The organism is Nonomuraea sp. NPDC048901 (assembly GCF_040649695.1).
In the GTDB taxonomy this organism is placed as follows: domain Bacteria; phylum Actinomycetota; class Actinomycetes; order Streptosporangiales; family Streptosporangiaceae; genus Nonomuraea.
This window is the reverse complement of sequence record NZ_JBEZFW010000021.1, coordinates 65,427-84,448: the sequence shown is the minus strand read 5'-3', so window position 1 is coordinate 84,448 and position 19,022 is coordinate 65,427. Positions and strand designations below refer to the sequence as shown.

Annotated in this window: 14 protein-coding genes; 11 read left to right on the top strand and 3 right to left on the bottom strand. The window is 72.5% G+C overall.

The window, feature by feature from the left end:
• The first annotated feature begins 13 nt into the window (after positions 1-13).
• From AB0C30_RS47735 to AB0C30_RS47715, 5 genes are all read left to right on the top strand, one after another.
• Positions 14-1,405 (top strand): selenium-binding protein SBP56-related protein, encoded by a 1,392-nt coding sequence (locus tag AB0C30_RS47735; RefSeq protein ID WP_357956891.1) that lies wholly within the window; start codon positions 14-16, stop codon positions 1,403-1,405.
• Complete coding sequence (locus AB0C30_RS47730) at positions 1,393-2,001, top strand: hypothetical protein (protein ID WP_357957083.1); 609 nt, start codon at positions 1,393-1,395, stop codon at positions 1,999-2,001. The genes AB0C30_RS47735 and AB0C30_RS47730 overlap by 13 nt, the downstream gene beginning before the upstream one ends.
• 75 nt (positions 2,002-2,076) lie before the next feature.
• Positions 2,077-2,970: a sigma-70 family RNA polymerase sigma factor gene (locus tag AB0C30_RS47725; RefSeq protein ID WP_357956889.1), complete on the top strand. Its 894-nt coding sequence runs from the start codon at positions 2,077-2,079 to the stop codon at positions 2,968-2,970.
• 62 nt (positions 2,971-3,032) lie between these two features.
• Positions 3,033-4,211 (top strand): sensor histidine kinase, encoded by a 1,179-nt coding sequence (locus AB0C30_RS47720; RefSeq protein WP_357956887.1) that lies wholly within the window; start codon positions 3,033-3,035, stop codon positions 4,209-4,211.
• A 103-nt stretch (positions 4,212-4,314) separates the two neighbouring features.
• Positions 4,315-7,464 carry a BTAD domain-containing putative transcriptional regulator gene (locus AB0C30_RS47715; protein WP_357956885.1) on the top strand — a complete coding sequence of 1,050 codons (3,150 nt, stop codon included), beginning with the start codon at positions 4,315-4,317 and terminating at the stop codon, positions 7,462-7,464.
• Between the two features lie 34 nt (positions 7,465-7,498).
• Here the strand turns inward: AB0C30_RS47715 and AB0C30_RS47710 are convergent, their stop codons facing one another.
• Positions 7,499-8,443 carry an ATP-binding cassette domain-containing protein gene (locus AB0C30_RS47710; RefSeq protein ID WP_357956883.1) on the bottom strand — a complete coding sequence of 315 codons (945 nt, stop codon included), beginning with the start codon at positions 8,441-8,443 and terminating at the stop codon, positions 7,499-7,501.
• Positions 8,444-8,596: 153 nt separating this feature from the next.
• On the opposite strand from AB0C30_RS47710, the gene AB0C30_RS47705 reads away from it, so the two are divergent.
• From AB0C30_RS47705 to AB0C30_RS47695, 3 genes are all read left to right on the top strand, one after another.
• Positions 8,597-9,796, top strand: a complete 1,200-nt coding sequence (locus AB0C30_RS47705) for a cytochrome P450 (protein ID WP_357956881.1) — start codon at positions 8,597-8,599, stop codon at positions 9,794-9,796.
• Positions 9,797-9,918: 122 nt separating this feature from the next.
• Entirely contained in the window at positions 9,919-10,989 is a 1,071-nt protein-coding gene (pstS, locus tag AB0C30_RS47700) for a phosphate ABC transporter substrate-binding protein PstS (RefSeq protein ID WP_357956879.1), read from the top strand.
• Positions 10,990-11,026: 37 nt separating this feature from the next.
• Positions 11,027-12,241, top strand: a complete 1,215-nt coding sequence (locus AB0C30_RS47695) for a hypothetical protein (RefSeq protein ID WP_357956877.1) — start codon at positions 11,027-11,029, stop codon at positions 12,239-12,241.
• On the opposite strand, the gene AB0C30_RS47690 is transcribed toward AB0C30_RS47695, so the two are convergent.
• Complete coding sequence (locus tag AB0C30_RS47690; RefSeq protein WP_357956875.1) at positions 12,189-12,908, bottom strand: hypothetical protein; 720 nt, start codon at positions 12,906-12,908, stop codon at positions 12,189-12,191. The genes AB0C30_RS47695 and AB0C30_RS47690 overlap by 53 nt on opposite strands.
• 70 nt (positions 12,909-12,978) lie before the next feature.
• Here AB0C30_RS47690 and AB0C30_RS47685 point away from each other — a divergent pair, with 70 nt between their 5' ends.
• The 3 genes from AB0C30_RS47685 to AB0C30_RS47675 are packed head-to-tail and all read left to right on the top strand — an operon-like array spanning position 12,979 to position 15,635.
• A complete protein-coding gene (locus tag AB0C30_RS47685; RefSeq protein ID WP_357956873.1) occupies positions 12,979-13,833 on the top strand; it encodes a LysR family transcriptional regulator in 855 nt (284 codons plus the stop codon).
• Positions 13,834-13,881: 48 nt separating this feature from the next.
• Positions 13,882-14,829 (top strand): ATP-binding cassette domain-containing protein, encoded by a 948-nt coding sequence (locus AB0C30_RS47680; RefSeq protein WP_357956871.1) that lies wholly within the window; start codon positions 13,882-13,884, stop codon positions 14,827-14,829.
• Entirely contained in the window at positions 14,826-15,635 is an 810-nt protein-coding gene (locus AB0C30_RS47675) for an ABC transporter permease (RefSeq protein WP_357956869.1), read from the top strand. Before AB0C30_RS47680 ends, AB0C30_RS47675 begins: the two co-directional genes overlap by 4 nt.
• Before the next feature lie 53 nt (positions 15,636-15,688).
• On the opposite strand, the gene AB0C30_RS47670 is transcribed toward AB0C30_RS47675, so the two are convergent.
• Complete coding sequence (locus AB0C30_RS47670) at positions 15,689-18,922, bottom strand: BTAD domain-containing putative transcriptional regulator (RefSeq protein ID WP_357956867.1); 3,234 nt, start codon at positions 18,920-18,922, stop codon at positions 15,689-15,691.
• Positions 18,923-19,022 lie beyond the last annotated feature (100 nt).

Here is a 19,022-nt window from a genome sequence, read left to right as displayed (position 1 = left end):
GATACGTGAAGGGATGAGCCTCTGGACCCCGGACCCCACGTTCTATCCTTCGCCCAGGGACGCGGCCGGCGCACCCGCCGAGAAACTGGCCTATGTCGTCGCCTTCGACCGGTCGGCGACCAGGCCGGACGCGCTGGCCGTACTCGACACCGATACCGCCTCGCCGCACTACGGCCAGGTGGTGGGCTGGAGCGACCTGCCCAACACCGGCGACGAGCTGCACCACTTCGGCTGGAACGCCTGCAGCACCGCCCTGTGCCCCAGCGCCCCGCACCCGCATGTCGAACGCCGCTACCTCATCGTGCCTGGACTGCGCTCCTCACGCATCCACGTCTTCGACACCAAGGACCGCCTCAGCCCGGAACTGGTCAAGGTCATCGAGGCCGACGAACTGGCCAAACGGGCCGGCTACTCCCGGCCCCACACCGTGCACTGCGGGCCCGGCGGGATCTACCTGTCGGCGCTCGGCGGCGCCGACGGCAACGACGGGCCCGGCGGGATCGCGCTGCTCGACCACACCACGTTCGAGGTGCTGGAGCGCTGGGAGGTCGAGCGGGGGCCGCAGTACCTCGCCTACGACTTCTGGTGGCACATCAACCATGACGTGCTGATCACCTCCGAGTGGGGCACCCCGTCGATGGTCGAGAACGGCGTGGTGGGAGAGCTGCTGCTCGGCCGCAAGTACGGCCACAAGCTGCACTTCTGGGACCTGCGCAAGCGCAAGCACCTCCAGGAGGTCGACCTGGGCGATGAACACCAGATGGTCCTGGAGCTGCGCCCGGCGCACGACCCCACCCGCACCTACGGCTTCGCCGGGGTCGTCACCAGCACCACGGACCTGTCGGCCTCGGTCTGGCTCTGGTTCCACGAGGACGGCCGCTGGCAGGCCCGCAAGGTGATCACCATCCCCGCCGAGCCCGCGAGCGCCGACCTGCTGCCGCCCGTCCTGCGGCCCTTCGGCGCCGTGCCGCCCCTGGTCACCGACATCGACCTGTCGGTCGACGACCAGCGCCTGTACGTCTCCTGCTGGGGCACCGGCGAGATCAAGCAGTACGACGTGTCGGACCCGGCCAACCCCGCCGAACTGGGCACGCTCAGGATCGGCGGCATCGCCCGGCAGGCACCCCACCCCGCCCAGCCGTCGCTGCCGCTGCGGGGCGGCCCGCAGATGGTCGAGGTCAGCCGCGACGGCCGCCGCGTCTACCTCACCAACTCCCTGTACGGCGCCTGGGACGACCAGTTCTACCCCGAGGGCGTCGGCGCCTGGATGGCCAAGATCGACACCGAGTCCTTCACCTTCGACACCGGCTTCTTCCCGCACGGCGAGGCGTTCCGCGGCCTGCGCCCCCACCAGGTACGCCTGCAGGGCGGCGACGCCTCCTCCGACTCCTACTGCTACCCGTGACGATCGCCACCGTGCTCCTGCTGGGCGCCTTCCACGGCCTGAACCCGGCCATGGGCTGGCTGTTCGCCGTGGCCCGCGGCCTGCAGGAGCGCAGCAGGGACCTGCTGCTGCAGTCGCTGCCGGTCATCGCGCTGGGCCACCTGGGCTCGGTCGCCGTGGTCGCGATCGTCGTCGGCCTCACCGGCTCGCTGGTCACCGGCAGGGTGCTGTCGATCGGCGGCGGGGTGGTGCTGGTCGGGTTCGGCCTGTGGCGGCTGCTGTCCAGGCGGCACTTCCGCTGGGTGGGGATGCGGCTGTCGCTGTGGCAGCTGGCCGGCTGGTCGTTCCTGATGTCCTCGGCCCACGGTGCCGGTCTGATGCTGCTGCCCGTCTTCACCGGCCTGCACGCCTCCGGCCACCAGGGTCACGCCCTGTCGGGCGGCCTGGCGGTGGCGGCGCTGCACACGCTGGCGATGTTCGTGGTGGCGGGCGTCATCGCCGTGGTGGTGTACGAGGTGGCCGGGCTCACGGTGCTGCGGCGCGCCTGGTTCAACCTGGACCGTATGTGGGCGCTCGCCCTCGTGGGCGCGGGGGTGATCACTCTGGTCCAGGCGTGAGCTCGGCGAGAGTTGTCACATCGGTGGCGTCGGGTTGGTCAGTGCTATGACTTGCCTTGACGGAGGATTGTGACGATGAACATGGGGACGACGAGCGACGCGGAGTTTCTGGCCGGCCGGTTCGAGGAGCACCGCTCCCATCTGCGGGCCGTGGCCTACCGGATGCTCGGGTCGCTGAGCGAGGCCGAGGACGCCGTACAGGAGGGGTGGATACGGCTCAGCCGCAGCGACACCAGCGAGGTGAACAATCTCGGCGGGTGGCTGACCACGGTCGTGGCCCGGGTGTGCCTGACCATGTTGAGCTCGCGCGAGCGGCGGCGCGAGGACTCCCTGGAGGAGCGCCTGCCCGACCCCGTCGTCAGCCCCGCCGAGGGCGTCGATCCCGAGCATGAGGCGGTGGTGGCCGACTCGGTCGGATTGGCGTTGCTGGTGGTGCTGGAGTCGCTCGAGCCGGCCGAGCGGCTGGCGTTCGTGCTGCACGACATGTTCGCGGTGCCGTTCGAGGAGATCGCGCCGATCGTGGGGCGGACCCCGGCCGCGGCCAGGCAGCTGGCCAGCCGCGCCCGCCGCCGCGTGCGGGGCACGGCCCCGGCGCCCGATCCGGATCTGGGCCGTCAGCGCCAGGCCGTCGACGCCTTCCTGGCCGCCGCCCGCGATGGAGACTTCGAGGCGCTGATGCGGGTACTCGACCCGGATGTCGTGGTCCGCTCCGACCGCGGCGCCGCGGGGACCGTGCTGGTGGCGCGCGGGGCGGCGGTGGCGGCCAAGCAGGCGATCACGTTCCGGCCGGCCGGCTCCGTGGGACATCCGGTACTGGTCAACGGAGCCGCCGGAGTCGTCGCCACGGTCGGCGACCGGGTGGTCTCGCTGGTCGCCTTCACCGTCAGCGGCGGCCTGATCGCCGACGTCGTCATCATCACCGACGCCGACCGGCTGGCCCGGCTCGACCCGATGTCGGCGGCGGGCTGATCCCTTGCCGTAGTGGCGCGGTCGGCTCGTCGCGGCTCTCGGGCGCGGATAACGTTGGCCTGATGGCCCGAACCCCGCCCCCGAGCCCCGACGGCACGCCGGACGAGGCGCCCGACGCGCCCGGCACAGGGGCGTTCCTGCCCTTCGTCCTGCTGGCCGCGGGCGCGATCTGGGAGACCGTCGACGGCTCGCTGCGGCCGGGCTGGCTGTCGTGGGCGGGCCTGGCCGCCATGTCCGCCCTGTACGCGCTGACAGTGATCATGGCCTTCCGGCGCCGTACGCTGCCCGCCCGGCTCGCGCTGACCGGGCTGGCGGCCGTGGTCTTCGGGCTGTCGATCGTGCTGGGCGGCGGCTGGTACTACCTGTTCCCGCTGCTCGGCGTGGCATGCGGCATCACCCTGCGCGGCCGGGCGGTGCGGGTCGCCACGGCGGCGCTGCCCTTCGGCACGGCGCTGGTGGTGTGGGCCGGTGGCGGCAGCCTGGAGTCGATCCTGGCCTTCTCGTGGGGGACCTTCAGCGCGGGCCTGGTCGTGGCCGTCATCCTGCACCTGCACATGGTCATCGGCGAGCTGAACCAGACCCGGCAACGCCTGGCCGAGGCGGCCGTCGCCGAGGAGCGGCTGCGCTTCTCCCGCGACCTGCACGACCTGCTCGGGCACACCCTGTCGGTCATCGTGGTCAAGGCCGAGGCCGTACGACGCCTGGCCCGCCGCGACCCCGGCCAGGCCGAACGCCAGGCCGCCGACATCGAGGCCGTCGGCCGGCAGGCCCTGACCGAGGTACGCGAGGCGGTCACCGGCTACCGGGCGGGCGGCCTGGCCGACGAGCTCGCCCGCGCCCGCGACGCCCTGGCCGCCGCCGGCGTGCGCGCCCACATCCGCCGCACCGGGCCGCCACCGGCCGCGCAGGCCGAGGCGCTGCTGGGCTGGGTGGTACGCGAGGGCGTCACCAACATCATCAGGCACAGCGGCGCCACCGAGGCCGAGATCGACCTGACCGGCCTGACCCTGACGATCCGCGACAACGGCCCCGACGGCCCTCACCCCACCGCGAGCGACAGCAGCCCCGACGGACCCGCAGAGAGCGGCAGCACCCCCGACAAACCCGACAAACCCGCCAAGGGCGGCAGCGGGCTGCGCGGGCTGGCCGAACGGCTAGGCCAGGCGGGCGGCAGCGTCGAGGCGGGCCCCCACCCGGGCGGCGGCTTCGAGCTCACCGCCACCCTCCCGCCCGGCGTTTAGGGGGCGCGGCCGGAAGGCCCAGACGGCGTCCAGGGGGTGCGGCCGGAAGGCCCAGACGGCCACATGGCGCAAGACGGGCTCACAGTTCGGCACAATTGCCGCTGTGAGAGTCGAATTGCTGGGACCGTTCGAGGTCCGAAACCGCGATGGGGCCGTGGTGGAGGTTCCGGGGATTCGGCTGCGCGCACTGCTGGCCGCGCTCGCCCTCGAACCTGGCCGGATCGTCACGCGTGCGAGGCTGGTGGACTGGATCTGGGGCGAACAGCCGCCCGCCGACGAGGTGAACGCCTTGCAGGCGCTGGTGTCCAGGCTGCGCAGGGTGTTGCCGGACGGGGTGATCGAGGCCGATTCCGGCGGATACCGGCTGGCCGTGACTCCTGATGCCGTCGACGTATCCAGGTTCGAGCAGCTGGTCGGCCAGGCCCGTGCCGCCGAGCCCGCGGCGCGGGCGGATCTGCTGCGCTCGGCCTTGGCCTTGTGGCGCGGCACCGCCATGGCCGACCTCGCGCTGCACGGCAGCGACGCCTTCGACGCCGCGGTCACACGCCTGGACGAACTCCACGTCGCCGCGCTCGGCGATCGGGTGGATGCCGATATTCGCCTCGGCCGCGGCTCGGAGCTGGTCTCGGAGCTGACCGAGCTGGTCGCCGCGTACCCGCTGCGGGAGGGGTTCGTGGCGGCCTTGATGCGGGCGCTGGCCGAGGCGGGGCGGGGCAGCGAGGCGTTGACGGTGTACCAGCGCACCCGCGAGCGGCTCGCCGAGGAGCTGGGCGTCGATCCGTCGGCCAAGCTCTCCGCGCTGCACACCGCGCTGCTGCGTGGCGAGCTGGGCGAGCGGGCGGACAACCACAAGACGAACCTGCGCGCCGAGCTGACGAGTTTCGTCGGCAAGAAGAATGATGTGTCCGCGGTCGCCGCTCTGGCCGCCAAGCACCGGCTGGTCACCTTGACGGGGGCGGGCGGCTCCGGCAAGACGAGGCTGGCCACCGAGACCGCGCGGACGATGCTCGCCGACCTGCCGGACGGGGCGTGGCTGGTCGAACTGGCCTCCGTTGGGGAAGGCGGTGACCTGGCGCAGGCCGCCCTGACCGCGATCGGCCTGCGTGACCAGGCATTGCTCGGCGGCTCGCGGGGCGGGGAGCCGATGGACCGGCTCATCGCCGCGGTCCGCGAGCGCGCGATCTTGCTCATCCTGGACAACTGCGAGCACGTGATCGAGGCGGCCGCGGCTTTCGCCGACCGGCTGCTGGGGGAGTGCCGCAGGCTGCGGATCGTGGCCACCAGCAGGGAACCGCTCGGCATCACCGGGGAGGTGCTGTGGCAGGTCGAGCCACTCGCGCTGCCCGCCGGCGGAGCCGATCTCGCCGAGGCCGGATCCTCGCCCGCGGTGCGGCTGCTGCGCGACCGCGCGGACCTGGTGCGCAAGGACATCGGCTCCGACGCCGACACCGTAGCGGCCATGGTGCGCATCTGCCGGGCGCTGGACGGGATGCCGCTGGCGATCGAACTGGCCGCGGCCCGGCTGCGCACCATGTCCGTCGATCAGCTGGCCCGCCGGCTCGACGACCGATTCCGGCTGCTGACCAGCGGCAGCCGTACAGTGCTCGCCCGGCACAAGACGCTGCGCGCGGTCGTGGACTGGAGCTGGGACCTGCTGACCGAGACCGAACGTGACGTGCTGCGGCGGCTGTCGGTGTTCTCCGGCGGGGTGAGCCTGGAAGCGGCCGAACAGGTCTGCGGGGAGGAGACGTCCGCCGGGGAGCAGGTGTTCGACGTGCTGACCGCGTTGATCGACAAGTCGCTGCTGCTCGCCGACGGCGAGGGCATGCCGCGCTACCGGATGCTCAACACCATCAGGGAGTACGCGGCGCAGCGGCTGGCCGAAGCCGGGCAGAGTGAGCCGGCGCGCCGGGCGCACCTGGCGTACTTCACCGAGCTGGCCGAGACGGCCGAGCCGCGCCTGCGCCGGGCCGAGCAGGTGGAGTGGCTGGCCAGGCTCGGGGCCGAGCACGACAACATCGTCACGGCCCTGCGCGGCGCCATCGCCGAGGGATGGGCTCAGGAGGCGATGCGGCTGGTGGCGGCCGCGGGCTGGTACTGGTACCTCAGCGGGCACCGGGCCGAGGGCGCCGAGCTGAGCATCGCGGCGGCCTCGCTGCCGGGGGAGGTGTCCGATGAGGTGCGGGCGCTGGCGTACCTCAATGTGACGATCTTCGTGACCGCCGGGGTCACCGGCGATCAGTATCAGGCGCGGGAGTGGATCGAGCAGGCGCATCGCTTCGCCCGGCGCAGCGGGTCTCGTCACCCGCTGCTGGGGTTCGTCGAGCTGCATGAGCGGATGCTGCGGGGCCCGGCGGAGTTCATGCCCGCCTTCGAGCCGCTCATCGCCGACGCCGATCCGTGGGTGCGCGCGCAGGCCAGGCTCAGCCGTGGCCGGCTGCGGCTCACGCTCGGCGGCGACGAGACCGGCGTGGACCTCGACGCCGAGACCGCCCTTGCCGAGTTCCGTACGCTGGGCGACCGGATGGGGATCTCGCTCGCGCTGACCTTCCTGGCCGACCGGCTGGCCATGCGCGGCGAGTTCGCCCGCGCGTGTGAGCACTACGAACAGGCGGCGCTGGCGCTGATGGAGGTGGGCGCGAGAGAGGACGTGGTCGGCTTTCGGGCGCGGCAGGCTCAGCTGTACTGGCTGCTCGGCGATGAGCGATCCAGCGCCTGTGCCATGGCCGAGGCGCGGCGGATCGCCGATGGGATCGTCTGGCCGGACGCGCTCGTCGAGCTGGCGCTCGCGCAGGCGCAGCTGGCGCGCTTGCGCGGCGAGCCGGACCAGGCGCGTGAGCACCTGGCCACGGTGCGGGCGGTGCTGGGCGAGGCGGACATGGCCGACTCCATCCGTGTTCACACCATGGATCTGTACGGCTACCTCGCCGATGATCTCGGCAAGGCCCGCGCCTACCGGGCCGAGGCGTTGCGCGCGGCCACGACCGTCGAGCACACCCATCCCCCCACGATCGCCCAGGTGCTGATCGGGATCGCGGATCTCGCGCTGCGCCAGGGAGACCTCGAGCAGGCCGTACGGCTGCTCGGGGCGAGCGACGGCGTGCGCGGCACGCCGGACCGCTCGCAGCCGGACGCCGCCAGGATCGCCGCGGACGCGCGCGATCACCTCGGCGAAACCGTGTTCGCCGAGGCGACCCTTGCCGGGCAGCGGCGGGACTGGCGTGAGCTGGCCGAGATCACGCTCGCTTCGTGAACGTCGCTCGAGCCCGGGAAAGCTGACATGGCGTTCATCGCGCGCCGGCCACGTTGTTCGCGTGACCGGTAAGGGCGAGGAAGACGTCATCCAGGTCCGGTGTGTGCACCGACAATTCCTCGGCTTCCAGGCAATGGGCGTCGAGCCGATCGATCAGCGCGCGCAAGGACCGCACCCCGCCGTCGCCGGGAACCCGCAAGGTCAGCTCGTCGTCGTCCCTTGTGGACTCGTGCAAGACCCGCGCCGCGGCCTCGAGTTCGTGCCGGGCGGTGAACCGCAGCCGGACATGGCTGCCGGGAATGCGGCGCTTGAGCTCATCGGCGGTGCCCTCGGCGACCAGCCGGCCCTGATCGAGCACGGCGATACGGTCGGCGAGCCGGCCGGCCTCCTCCGGATACCGGGTGGTGAGGAAGATGGTCCTCCCCTCGGCGGCCAGCTCCCGGATGATGTCCCACATGGTGCGTCGGCTGCGCGGATCGAGTCCCGTGGTGGGCTCGTCCAGGAAGATGATCTGCGGGTCGCCGACCAGCGTCATGGCCAGGTCCAGCTTGCGGCGCATGCCGCCGGAGTAGGACACCGCCAGCTTGCCCGCCGCCTCGACCAGATCGAACCTCTCCAGCAGCCGGCCGGCGACGCGCTTGCCCTCCGCCTTGGGCAGGTGCAGGAGATCGGCCATCATCAGCAGGTTCTCCGCGCCGGTGAGCAGGTCGTCCACCGAGGCGAACTGCCCGGTGACCCCGATCGCCGCGCGCACCGCCTTGGTCTGCGTGGCCACGTCGTACCCGGCGACGACCACCTTGCCGGCGTCGGGGGTCAGCAGCGCGGTCAGCACGTTCACCGTCGTGGTCTTGCCGGCGCCGTGGGGCCCGAGCAGGGCGAAGATCGTGCCGGTCCGGACATTCAGCTCGATGCCGTCGAGCACGGTCTTGTCGTCGTATGCCTTGCGCAGCCCCGAGGCCACAATGGCTGAACCGTTCATGGGGTCCAACCTGGCCGACCGCTCTGATATCGGGCCGTCGCCGACCTGACGTGACCGCTGACACGACGCCGCGCCGTTGCGGCCATGCGGTGTCAGCGGCCGTGTCAGGACGGCGACGGTCTCATATCAGAGCGGTCGGCGAGAGTGGACGTCATGGAACACACCGTTACCGCGATGCCGACCGAACGTCAGCCCGGCTGTCCCTTCGACCCGCCCAAGGAGCTGATCGAGGCCCGCGAGCAGAGCCCGATCAGCCGCATCCCCTTCGCCGACGGGCACCAGGGCTGGCTGATCACCGGCTTCGACCTGGTCCGGTCGGTCTTGGCCGACCCGCGGTTCAGCTCGCGCAGAGAACTCATGCGCCACCACCCGTGGGTCGACTACGGCGACATCGAAGTCCCTCCGGCGCCACCCGGCGAGTTCCTGCTCATGGACGAGCCCCAGCACAGCCGGTACAGGAAGCCGCTGGTGGGCAAGTTCACCGTGCGGCGGATGCGGCTACTGACCGAGCGCGTGGAGCAGATCACCGCCGAGTGCCTGGACGCTATGGAGAAGGCCGGGCCGTCCGCGGACCTGGTGACCGCCTTCGCCAAGCCCATCCCCGCGATCGTGATCTGCGAGCTGCTGGGGGTGCCGTATGAGGATCGGGGCGCCTTCCAGGGCAACGTCGACAAGTTCATGGACGGGGAGACCGGCGACGAGGAGCTGATGGCGGCCTACACCGCGGTCCAGACCTATCTCGCCGACCTCGTGGTGGCCAAGCGCGCCAACCCCACCGACGACGTGCTCAGCGACCTGACCGACAGCGATCTGACCGATGAGGAGCTGAAGGGTGTCGCCCTGATCCTGCTGGCGGCCGGGCTCGACACCACCGCCAACATGCTGGCGCTGGGCACCTTCGCCCTGCTGCGGAACCCGGAGCAGCTGGCCGCGCTGCGCGCCGACCCCACACTCGCCGACAAGGCGGTGGAGGAGCTGATGCGGTATCTGAGCGTGGCCAAGACGTTCTTCAGGACGGCGCTGGAGGACGTCGAGCTGGGCGGCCAGACCATCAAGGCCGGTACAGCGGTCATCCTGTCGATGAACACCGCCAACCGCGACCCTGAGCGCTTCGCCGATCCCCACACCCTCGACCTGCGCAGGCAGGACGGCGGGCATCTGGGCTTCGGTCACGGCATCCACCAGTGCCTGGGCCAGCAGCTGGCCCGTGTCGAGATGCGGGCCGCCTTCCCCGCGCTCCTCAACCGCTTCCCCACGCTGCGCCTGGCGGTAGCGGCCGAAGAGGTCGCCCTGCGCCCGGAGACCGCCGACATCTACGGGGTCAAGAGCCTGCCGGTCACCTGGGACGTGTGACCGCCCTCGTCAGCGGCTCGATCCTGAACGTTGCCCAAATCTTGCGGGAAATGACTGTTTTGTGGCAAGGAGTTTGACGCGTGGTGAACTAGAAGACCGCGACCACTTCATAGTTTGATGAGATGGAAAAGCTGACCGGGATCATCAGGGCGGCGCTGTTGGTCGCCCTGACCTTGGCCGCTTCTGCCGTCGGCTTGACCGGGACCGCGCTGTTGACCCGCGACGAAGCGCCCCCCAGTCTCCCGATCACCGCGTCGATCTCCGGCTCCGGCTCAAGCGCGCAGAAAGGCGCGATGGACGCCTGGCGGGCCGACTTCCAAGGGCTGCACCCCGACCTGCGGGTGGACTACAACGCCAACGGCTCCGGCGCCGGCATCCGCGACTTCATCACCGGCGCCACCGCCTTCGCCGGCTCCGACGTCGCGATGCACCCCGACGAACAACTGCGGGCCGACAGACGCTGCCACAGCCGCGCGATACACCTGCCCATGGTGGTGGGCCCCATCGCCCTGGCCTACAACCTGCCGTCCACGCCGGAACTGAAGCTCTCGCCCACCACCCTGACCGGCATCTTCAGCGGCCGCATCACCCGATGGGACGCCGCGCAGATCGCCGCCGACAACCGCGGCGCGAACCTGCCGGGCACCGGCATCCGGCTCTTCCACCGCTCCGACGACTCGGGCACGACCTACAACTTCACCGCCTATCTCAAGGAGGCGGGCCGCTGGCCGTACGAGCCGTCCAGGAAGTTCGCCGACACCGGGCAAGGCGTGACCGGCTCGGCGGGCATCACCGAGGCCATAGGGCGCACCGAGGGCTCCATCGGCTACGTGGAGTACGCCTACGCCGGCGACGCCGCCCTGCGCACGGCCAAGATACGCAACGCCGCCGGCCAGTTCGTCGCCCTCTCGCCCCAGAGCGCCACCAAAGCCCTGGAAGGCGCCCGGATCGCCGGCCACAACGGCGACCTGATCGTCACGTTCGACTACCTGACCAAGAACAAGGACGCCTACCCCATCATCCTGGTCACCTACGAGATCATCTGCTCCCGCAGCTCAGACCCGCTGGTGCGCACCTTCCTGGACTACACCGCCAGCGACGCCGGCCAGTCCTACCTGTCCCTGTACGGCTACGCCCCGCTCCCGCACGATCTCCTGGCCAAGGTACGTACCCAGCTCGGCGTCACCACCTGAACGGGAACCCCCGGCCTCTCACCGGTGTAGGGAAGACGTGAGCACCATCACCAGACGCCAAGCCCTGGCGCTCGGCGCGGCGGCCGCCGTATCGGCCTGCGCCACCACCCAGCCGCCCCCCAAGGCGGCGCCCCCGGCCCCGCGCGGCAGGCTGCTCGCCGAGACCGCCGCCGGGCTGTCCCTGGTCGAGCTGTCCACCGGCGCGGTGACGGCCACCTACCCCGGCGCGGTGCCCGGCCCCCGCTGGCTGCGCCTCTACCAGATCGACCACGACCGGCTGCGCACCTACGACGCCACCACGGGCCACCTCCTCGAGCAGCGCGACCTGGCCGGCGCCCCGGGCCGGCGCATCAAGGCCGTCTCCGGCGACCTCGTCGCCCTCGGCCCCGAACCCGGCCCCCGCAGCCGTACCACCCTCACCCTGACCGGCGCCGGCGGCAACCGGACGCTCCAGCTCGACGGCAACATCGAACCGGAGGCCTTCTCCGGCGACGGCCAGGTCATGTACGTCCTGGACCACCTGCCGCCCGAACACCCCGACCGCTACCGCGTGCGCATGTACGACCTGGCCGCCGGCCGGATGACGCCGCTGCTGACCCGCGCCAAGCAGCCCGTGCCGCTGTCGAAGGAGGAGGAGATGCGCGGCAAGGGCCGCCAGGCCGTGCACGACCCGGACCTGGCCACCCTCTACACCCTCTACACCCACCAGGACGAACACCTGCACACCCGCGACCTGATCGCCGGCCACGACCTGAGCCCCGGCGTGCACGCCTTCGTCCACGTGCTCAGCCTGGACCAGCGCTGGGCCTACTGCCTGGACCTGCCCGAACCGTTCGGCCTCGGCCCGCCAGCGGCCCACGCGATGGCGCTGGACACCCAGGCCCGGCGGCTGTACGTCTTCGACGCCTCCACCGGCCGCATCGTGGTCGCCTCCACCGACGACCTGACGATCAAGCGCGGCGGCCTGCTGGGCCGGCTGGGCGACGGCGAGGCGTACGCGGTGGCGGCGGATGGCCGCGCCTATCTGGCGGCGGGCAAGCGGCTGCTGTCGGCCGACGGCCAGACCCTGACCCCCGCCGGCGTATGGGACCTGCCCGGCCAGGCACACGGCCTGGCCTGGCTGAACGGCGAGCTGCTGGCCGGCGCGGGGGAGCAGGTCCTGCGCTTGGAGCCGCGCACCGGCGCGCGGCTGGGCGCCATCACCCTGCCCGGCCTGCGTGAGGTACGGCACGCCGAGCCGTCCTACGGCTGATCGCGGCGGCGAAGGCGGAGATGACCGGGTGCGGGCGGCTGCCGTCGCCGGACAGCTCCGGCTGGAACAACGTGGCCAGGTAGAACGGGTGGCCGGGCAGCTCGGCCACCCGCACCATGCCCTCCTCGGCGTGCCCGGAGAAGACCAGCCCGTGCTCGACGAGCTTGTGCTTGTACGCCTCGTTGAGGCCGTAGGAGCAGCTGTAGGCCTCCATGGTGATGGGGGAGCCGATGATCTGCTCGATCAGCGAGCCGGGCCTCAGCCGTACCAGGCCCTCGTGGCCGGCCAGGGAGCACTCCAGCGGCAGCAGCAGGAACTCACGCGCGTCCGGCTCGTTCTCGGCGTGCGCCACGTCGAGCCCGCACACGCCGCGCGCGTACTCCAGCAGCATGTGCTGAAAGCCGCCGCAGGTGCCCAGCACGGGGATGCCGCGCTCGCGCGCGGTGCGCGCGGCGCTGATCACGCCTTCCTCGCTGAGGTATGGGCTGCCGGGCACGATCCAGATGCCGTCGAAGCGTTCGAGGGCGTCGTCGTGGGCGTCGGTGGAGGGGATCCAGTACGGGTCGAGCGCGATGCCGTCACGCTCACGCAGCGCCTGGATGATCAGCGGGATGCGGGCGTGCGCGCGCACGCTGGGCGAGCGGTCTCCGACCAGGGCGATTTTCATGCCTCCATGGTGCGGCGGACCACCGCTTAAGCACCAACGATGATGTCTGCACATGCTATAAGAAACACTGATGGACCCTCATCTGCTGCGTACGTTCGTGACCGTCACCGAGGCGGGCTCCTTCTCGGCCGCGGCCGAGCGGCTCGGCTACACCCAGTCGGCCATCTCCCAGCAGATCGCCGCGCTGGAGAGCGACCTGGGCCTGCCGCTGCTGCACCGCCGCCCGGTCGCGCCCACCGAGGCGGGCCTGCGCCTGCTGGAGCACGCCGGGCCGCTGCTGCTGCGCATCCGCGCCGCGCGGGCCGACGTGCTGCGCACCGCCGCACTGCCCGCCCACCGCCTGACCCTGGCCGCCACGCCCCTGGCGCTCAACTCGGTCCTGGCCCTACGACTGGCGGCCGCGCGGGCGGCGCAGCCGCGGCTGCGGGTGACGGTACGCACCTGCGGCAGGGACGAGGTGGCCAGGCAGGTGGCGGACGGCAGGGCCGAGGCGGGCCTGGCCGACGGGATCACCGCGCCGAACGACCCGCTGCGCCTGCCCGAGGTCGGCCCGATGACCACGGTGGGCGTGGCCGAGGAGGGCCTGGTCGTGGCGCTGCCCGGCGACCACCCCCTGGCGGGCCGGGCGGGGCTGCGGCTGGCCGACCTGGTCGACGCGCACTGGCTGCAGACGACGTTGTGCCCGCTGGAGCGGCTGCGCGACCTGCTGGGCGACGGCTTCCGGCCCGCGCTCGACTACACCGGCGACGACGTGCACACCGTGCTCAACCTGGTCGCCGCCGGCCACGGCCTGACGCTGCTGCCCGCCTCCGCCGGCCGCGGCGTGCCGCTGGTGGCTCCCCGGCTGGTGCACCGCGTCGAACTGCTGCACGCCACCCTGCCGCCGGGCCCCGCCGCCGACCTGGCGGCGCGCCTGTCACCGTGACAGCGATCTGTGCGCGAGCTGTCAGCGCCGCCGCCCACGATGTCGGGCATGAACGCATTCGAAGCCGAAGGGCTGGTCAAACGCTTCGGCACGACCACCGCCCTGGCCGGCATCAACCTATCGGCCCGCCGGGGCACCGTCCTGGGCGTGCTGGGCCCCAACGGCGCCGGCAAGACCACCGCCGTACGGATCCTGGCCACCCTGCTGCGCCCCGACGCCGGCCAGGCCCGCGTCAGCGGCGTCGACGTCGTCCGCCACCCCGCCCAAGTGCGCCGCATGATCGGCCTGACCGGCCAGTACGCCTCGGTGGATGAGGACCTGACCGGCACCGAGAACCTCGTGCTCATCGGCCGGCTGCTCGACCTGCGCGGCCCCGACGCCAAGGCCAGGGCCGCCCGGCTGCTGAGCGACTTCGGCCTGGCCGAGGCCGCCGACCGCCGCGCCGCCACCTACTCCGGCGGCATGCGCCGCCGCCTGGACCTGGCCGCCAGCCTGGTCGGCCGGCCCGACGTGATCTTCCTGGACGAGCCCACGACCGGCCTGGACCCCGCCAAGCGCGAAGACGTCTGGAACATCATCCGCCGCCTGGTCACCGACGGCGTCACCGTCCTGCTGACCACCCAATACCTGGAGGAGGCCGACGCCCTGGCCGACGACATCTCCGTCATCGACCACGGCAAGGTCATCGCACACGGCACCCCGGCCGAGCTCAAGCACGTCGTCGGCGGACAGACCGTGCTGGTGCGGCCCGCCGACCACACCAGGCTGCGCGAGAGCGCCGAGATCATCTCGGCCGTCGCGGGCCGCCCCGCCGAATCACCCGGCCGCGACGTGACCACCGTGCCCGTCGAGGGCGACGCCGCCTTCACCGAGATCGTGGCCCGCCTCGACGCCGCCGGCATCGCGGTCACCGAGCTGTCGCTGCGCCTGCCGAGCCTGGATGAGGTCTTCTTCACCCTGACCGGCCACCACGCCGACAAGGAGGACGCGGCATGACCCTCACCGCCGAACGCACCGCCGCCCCCGCCCGCCTGGACGCGCGCCCTTTCGGCCTGGTCCGCCACAGCCTCGCGCTGGCCGGGCGCAGCGTCGTCAAGACCCTGCGCACCCCCGAACAGCTCATCGACGTCACCCTGCAGCCGATCGTCTTCCTCATCGTCTACGTGTTCCTGCTCGGCGGCGCCGTGTCCGGCTCCACCGAGGACTACCTGCAGTTCCTGCTGCCCGCGATCATGGTGCAGACGGTGATGTTCGGCGGGATGGCCACCGGCGTCAGCCTCAACACCGACATCAAGAAGGGCGTCTTCGACCGCTTCCGCAGCCTGCCGATCGCCCGCTCGGCGCCGCTGATCGGCTCGGTCCTGGGCGACCTGATCCGCTATGTGGTGGCGATCGTGGTGCTGATGGGCGCCGGGGCCGCACTGGGGTTCAGAATCCACACCGGGCTGGTGCCGACGCTGGCCGCCTGCCTGCTGACGATCTTCTTCTCCTTCTGCCTGAGCTGGGCGTTCGTGCTGCTGGGCGTACTGATGCGCGAGCCCGGCGGGGTGCAGGGCACCTCGTTCCTGGTGCTGTTCCCGCTGACGTTCGGCACCAGCATGATCACCCCCAAGGACACGCTGCCCGGCTGGTTGCGGGCCTGGCTGGAGGTGAACCCGGTCAACCACGCCATGGAGGCATCCCGGGCGCTGATGCTCGGCGGCCCGGCCGGCGCCTCGGTGGTGTGGACGCTCGTGTCGGGGCTGGTGTTCCTGGCGATCTTCGCGCCCCTGGCCGTCGCGGCCTACCGCCGCCGCGCCTGACCCAGCCGCTGTACAGGCGTCCCCGGCCGCTGCCCGCTGCGCTGAGCCGGCCGCTACGGTGGCGCGGCCGGGGCGTGTACCAGGCTGAGCGCGGCGGGCCGGTCCAGGCTCCGGCCCGCCGCGTAGGCGGCGTCGTAGCCGTCGCCGAGCTCGGCGCGCAGCCGCGCGGACAGGCGGGCCACCTCGGGGTTGAACGCGTCGGGCGCGCCGCGCAACTGCTCGGCCGCGCCCAGCGTCCGGGCGGCTGCGACCGGCTGGCCGCCAAACGCCCTCGACTCCGCCACCGCCACCGCCACCCGGGCCAGCACCGGCATGTCCCTGGCCGACAGACTCAGCTCGGCGGCCTGGCCGATGTAGCGCTCGGCCGCCGCCGGGTCGCCCATCGCCAGCGCCAGATGCGCCCGGCCGATCATCACCAGCGCCCGGAACTGCGGCGCGATCGCCGAGGCGTACTCCAGCGTGGCGGCCGACCGCTCGTACTCGCGCGCGGCCGTCTCGAGATCGCCCTCCAGCCGCGCCAGGTCACCGAGCCCGGAGTGGGCGAACGCGGCGTTGCGCGGCGACTGGTCGCGGTGCGGCTGCTCGGTCATCTCGCGCAGCTGGGCACGCGCCTGCTCCACCTGTCCCTTGCGCATGCGGATCGTGGCCTGCCACACCTGATGCCCGGGGTCGAGGTCGGGGTTGAGCTGCCGCACCAACGCCGTGGCCTCCAGGATCGAGGCGAGCGCGTCGTCGAAGTCGCCGAACATCGCGTGCGCCTCGCCCAGCGACATCAGCGCCATCGACAGCCCCCACCGCTCACCCACCTCCCGTAGCTGCGCGGCGGCGGCGATCAGGTCCTGGCGGGAGCCGCGCATGTCGCCGTCGTTCTCCTTCATGGCGGCCCTGACCGTCAGGAGCATCCCGCGCGCCCACTGGTCGGGATGGGACAGGCGCCGCTCGACCTCGGCCAGCCCCAACTCGCTGTCATCGGTGAACAGCGCCAGCGCCGGCCCGAGCATCGCCAGCACCGGATGGGACAGCTCCTGCTGCGACAGCTCGGCGATGCGGCGCAGCTCCTCCACCGCCGCCCCGACCGTGGCGTCGCCGCCGGCCAGCGCGCCGTTGATGAGGAAGGTGGCCGAGGCGATCAGCCTGGCCTGCCGCGGCGCGTCCCCGGGCACGTCCAGCGCCAGCTTCATCCAGCCAACCGAATCCTGCCGGTTGCCGCGGAAGGTCCAGAAGATGCCCATCGCCGCCGCCAGCCGTACCGCCGTGTCGGCATCACCCCGGTCGACGGCGAAGTGCAGCGCGGCCAGCAGGTTGTCATGCTCGGCCAGCAGTCGCGCGATCCAGGTCAGCTGCTCGCGCCCGCGCAGATGCGGCTCGGCGAGCTCGGCCAGCCGCAGGAAGTAGGCGGCGTGGCGGACGCGGGCCGGGCCGATCTCGCCGCTGCCGGCCAGCCGTTCCAGGCCGTACTCCCTGATCGTCTCCAGCATGCGGTAACGGCCGCCGTCGGCCGCCTGCAGCAGCGACTTGTCCAGCAGGGCCGCCACCAGGTCGAGCGTGCCGCCCAGGTGCTCGGCCGCGGCCAGGTCGAACCCGCCCGCGAACACCGCCAGCCGCTCGGCCAGCCGCCGCTCCGGCTCCTCCAGCAGGTCCCAGCTCCACGCCACCACCGCGCGCAGCGTCTGGTGGCGGGGCAGCGCCGTACGGCTGCCTCCGGTCAGCAGCACGAACCTGTCGTCCAGGCGTACGGCCAGCTCGTGCAGGCTCAGTGCGCGCAGCCGGGCCGCGGCCAGCTCGATGGCCAGCGGCAATCCGTCGAGCCGGCGGCACACCTCCCGCACCAGGCCCTGATCCAGCACCAGCCCCGGACAGGCCGCCGCCACCCGGTCGCCGAACAACTGCACGGCCGGCTCGGCCGGCAGCGGCGGGACCGGGGTGACGACCTCGCCCACGATGCCCAGCGGCTCACGGCTGGTGGCCAGCACCCGCAGCCGCGGGCAGCGGCCGAGCAGTTCGTCGGCCAGGCGGGCGACGGCCTCGACGAGGTGCTCGCAGTTGTCGAGCACCAGCAGCACATGACCGGCCGACAGGGGCTCGACCAGGTGGTCGATGGTGTCGGGCGGCGCGGTGGGCCCGGCCGGCACGATCGAGCGGCCGAGCGCGGCCAGTGCCGCCTGCGCCACGTCGGCCGGATCACTCACGGGCGCCAGCTCCACCAGCCACACCGCGCTCGGCCCCGGGTACCCCGGCTCCCCGTCCGGCGTCGGCGGCCGGTCGCCGCAGGGGGAGCCGTTCGCGGGGCGGCCTCGGTGTTCGGCCTGGTTCAGGAGGGCGGCGGCGATCGTGGTGGCCAGCCGGGTCTTGCCCGCGCCGCCCGGACCGACGAGCGTCACCAGACGGCTGTGTCCCAGCCGGGCGCTCACCTGGGCGATCTCGGCGGCACGGCCGACGAAGCTGGTCAGCGGAGTACGCAGGTTGGTACGGGGGCGGCGGACCGGCTCGGCCCGTAACAGCCTCAGATGGATCTCGCGCAGCTCCGGCCCCGGATCGGCGCCCAGCTCATCGGCCAGAGCGCGCCGGAGGTCCTCGTAGGCGGCCAGCGCCTCGGCCCGGCGCCCGGCGGCGTGCAGCGCCTTGAGGCGGGTGGCGTGCAGCCGCTCGCGCAGAGGATGACGCGCGGCCAGCTCCCCGAGCTCCGCCAGCAGCCCGCCCAACTCGCCGTCCGCGCCCCCGCCTTCCGCCGTGCCTTGAGTGGTTTCGGCCTGGTCGGTGCGATGCCGGGTGACGCTGCCCTGGGTGGGCCCCGCGCCTTGTCGCGTGAAGCGTGTCAGGTCGGCCTCCGCGCGGTCCTCGATGGCCGTCAGCCGGGCCTCCTCCAGGCGTACCGCGTATCCGGTCGCGAACGGCGCCGTCGCGACCTCGCCCAGCGCCGGCCCCCGCCACAGGGCCAGCGCCTCGCGCAGCAGCCCGGCCCTGGCCGCCGGGTCGCTCTCGCCGCGCGCCCGAGCCGTCAGCCGGTCGAACTCCGCTACGTCGGTGACGGCGTCGAGCCGGTAGCCGCCGGGCTCCAGGACCAGCGCCGACGGGTCGGGCAGGGCCCGCCGCAGCCGGGAGACCAGCGACTGCAGCGCGTTGCCCGGGTCCGCGGGCCGCTCGTCGGGCCACAACGCCTCGGCCAGCTCCTCGACGGTGACGGTGCGCCCGGCCGCCAGCGCCAGGCGCACCAGCAGCAGGCGCAGCCGGGCGCCGCCGATGGCGGCGGACTCGACGTCCAGCGGCCCCAAGATTGCCACACGCACAGGAACCATGCTGCCACCTGACCGCCGTCACCTCGCCGAGCCGGCCGGGACCGAGCCAGCTGGACCGAACCGGCTCCACCGAACGAGCCGGGCCGTAGCA

Excerpts from the sequence above, each read along its gene's own strand:
- pstS (WP_357956879.1), top strand. The coding sequence starts at position 9,919 with ATGGAAAAGCTGACCGGGATCATCAGGGCGGCGCTGTTGGTCGCCCTG.
- AB0C30_RS47720 (WP_357956887.1), top strand. The coding sequence starts at position 3,033 with ATGGCCCGAACCCCGCCCCCGAGCCCCGACGGCACGCCGGACGAGGCG.
- AB0C30_RS47675 (WP_357956869.1), top strand. The coding sequence starts at position 14,826 with ATGACCCTCACCGCCGAACGCACCGCCGCCCCCGCCCGCCTGGACGCG.
- AB0C30_RS47725 (WP_357956889.1), top strand. The coding sequence starts at position 2,077 with ATGAACATGGGGACGACGAGCGACGCGGAGTTTCTGGCCGGCCGGTTC.
- AB0C30_RS47735 (WP_357956891.1), top strand. The coding sequence starts at position 14 with ATGAGCCTCTGGACCCCGGACCCCACGTTCTATCCTTCGCCCAGGGAC.
- AB0C30_RS47680 (WP_357956871.1), top strand. The coding sequence starts at position 13,882 with ATGAACGCATTCGAAGCCGAAGGGCTGGTCAAACGCTTCGGCACGACC.
- AB0C30_RS47705 (WP_357956881.1), top strand. The coding sequence starts at position 8,597 with ATGGAACACACCGTTACCGCGATGCCGACCGAACGTCAGCCCGGCTGT.
- AB0C30_RS47710 (WP_357956883.1), bottom strand. The coding sequence starts at position 8,443 with ATGAACGGTTCAGCCATTGTGGCCTCGGGGCTGCGCAAGGCATACGAC.
- AB0C30_RS47690 (WP_357956875.1), bottom strand. The coding sequence starts at position 12,908 with ATGAAAATCGCCCTGGTCGGAGACCGCTCGCCCAGCGTGCGCGCGCAC.
- AB0C30_RS47685 (WP_357956873.1), top strand. The coding sequence starts at position 12,979 with ATGGACCCTCATCTGCTGCGTACGTTCGTGACCGTCACCGAGGCGGGC.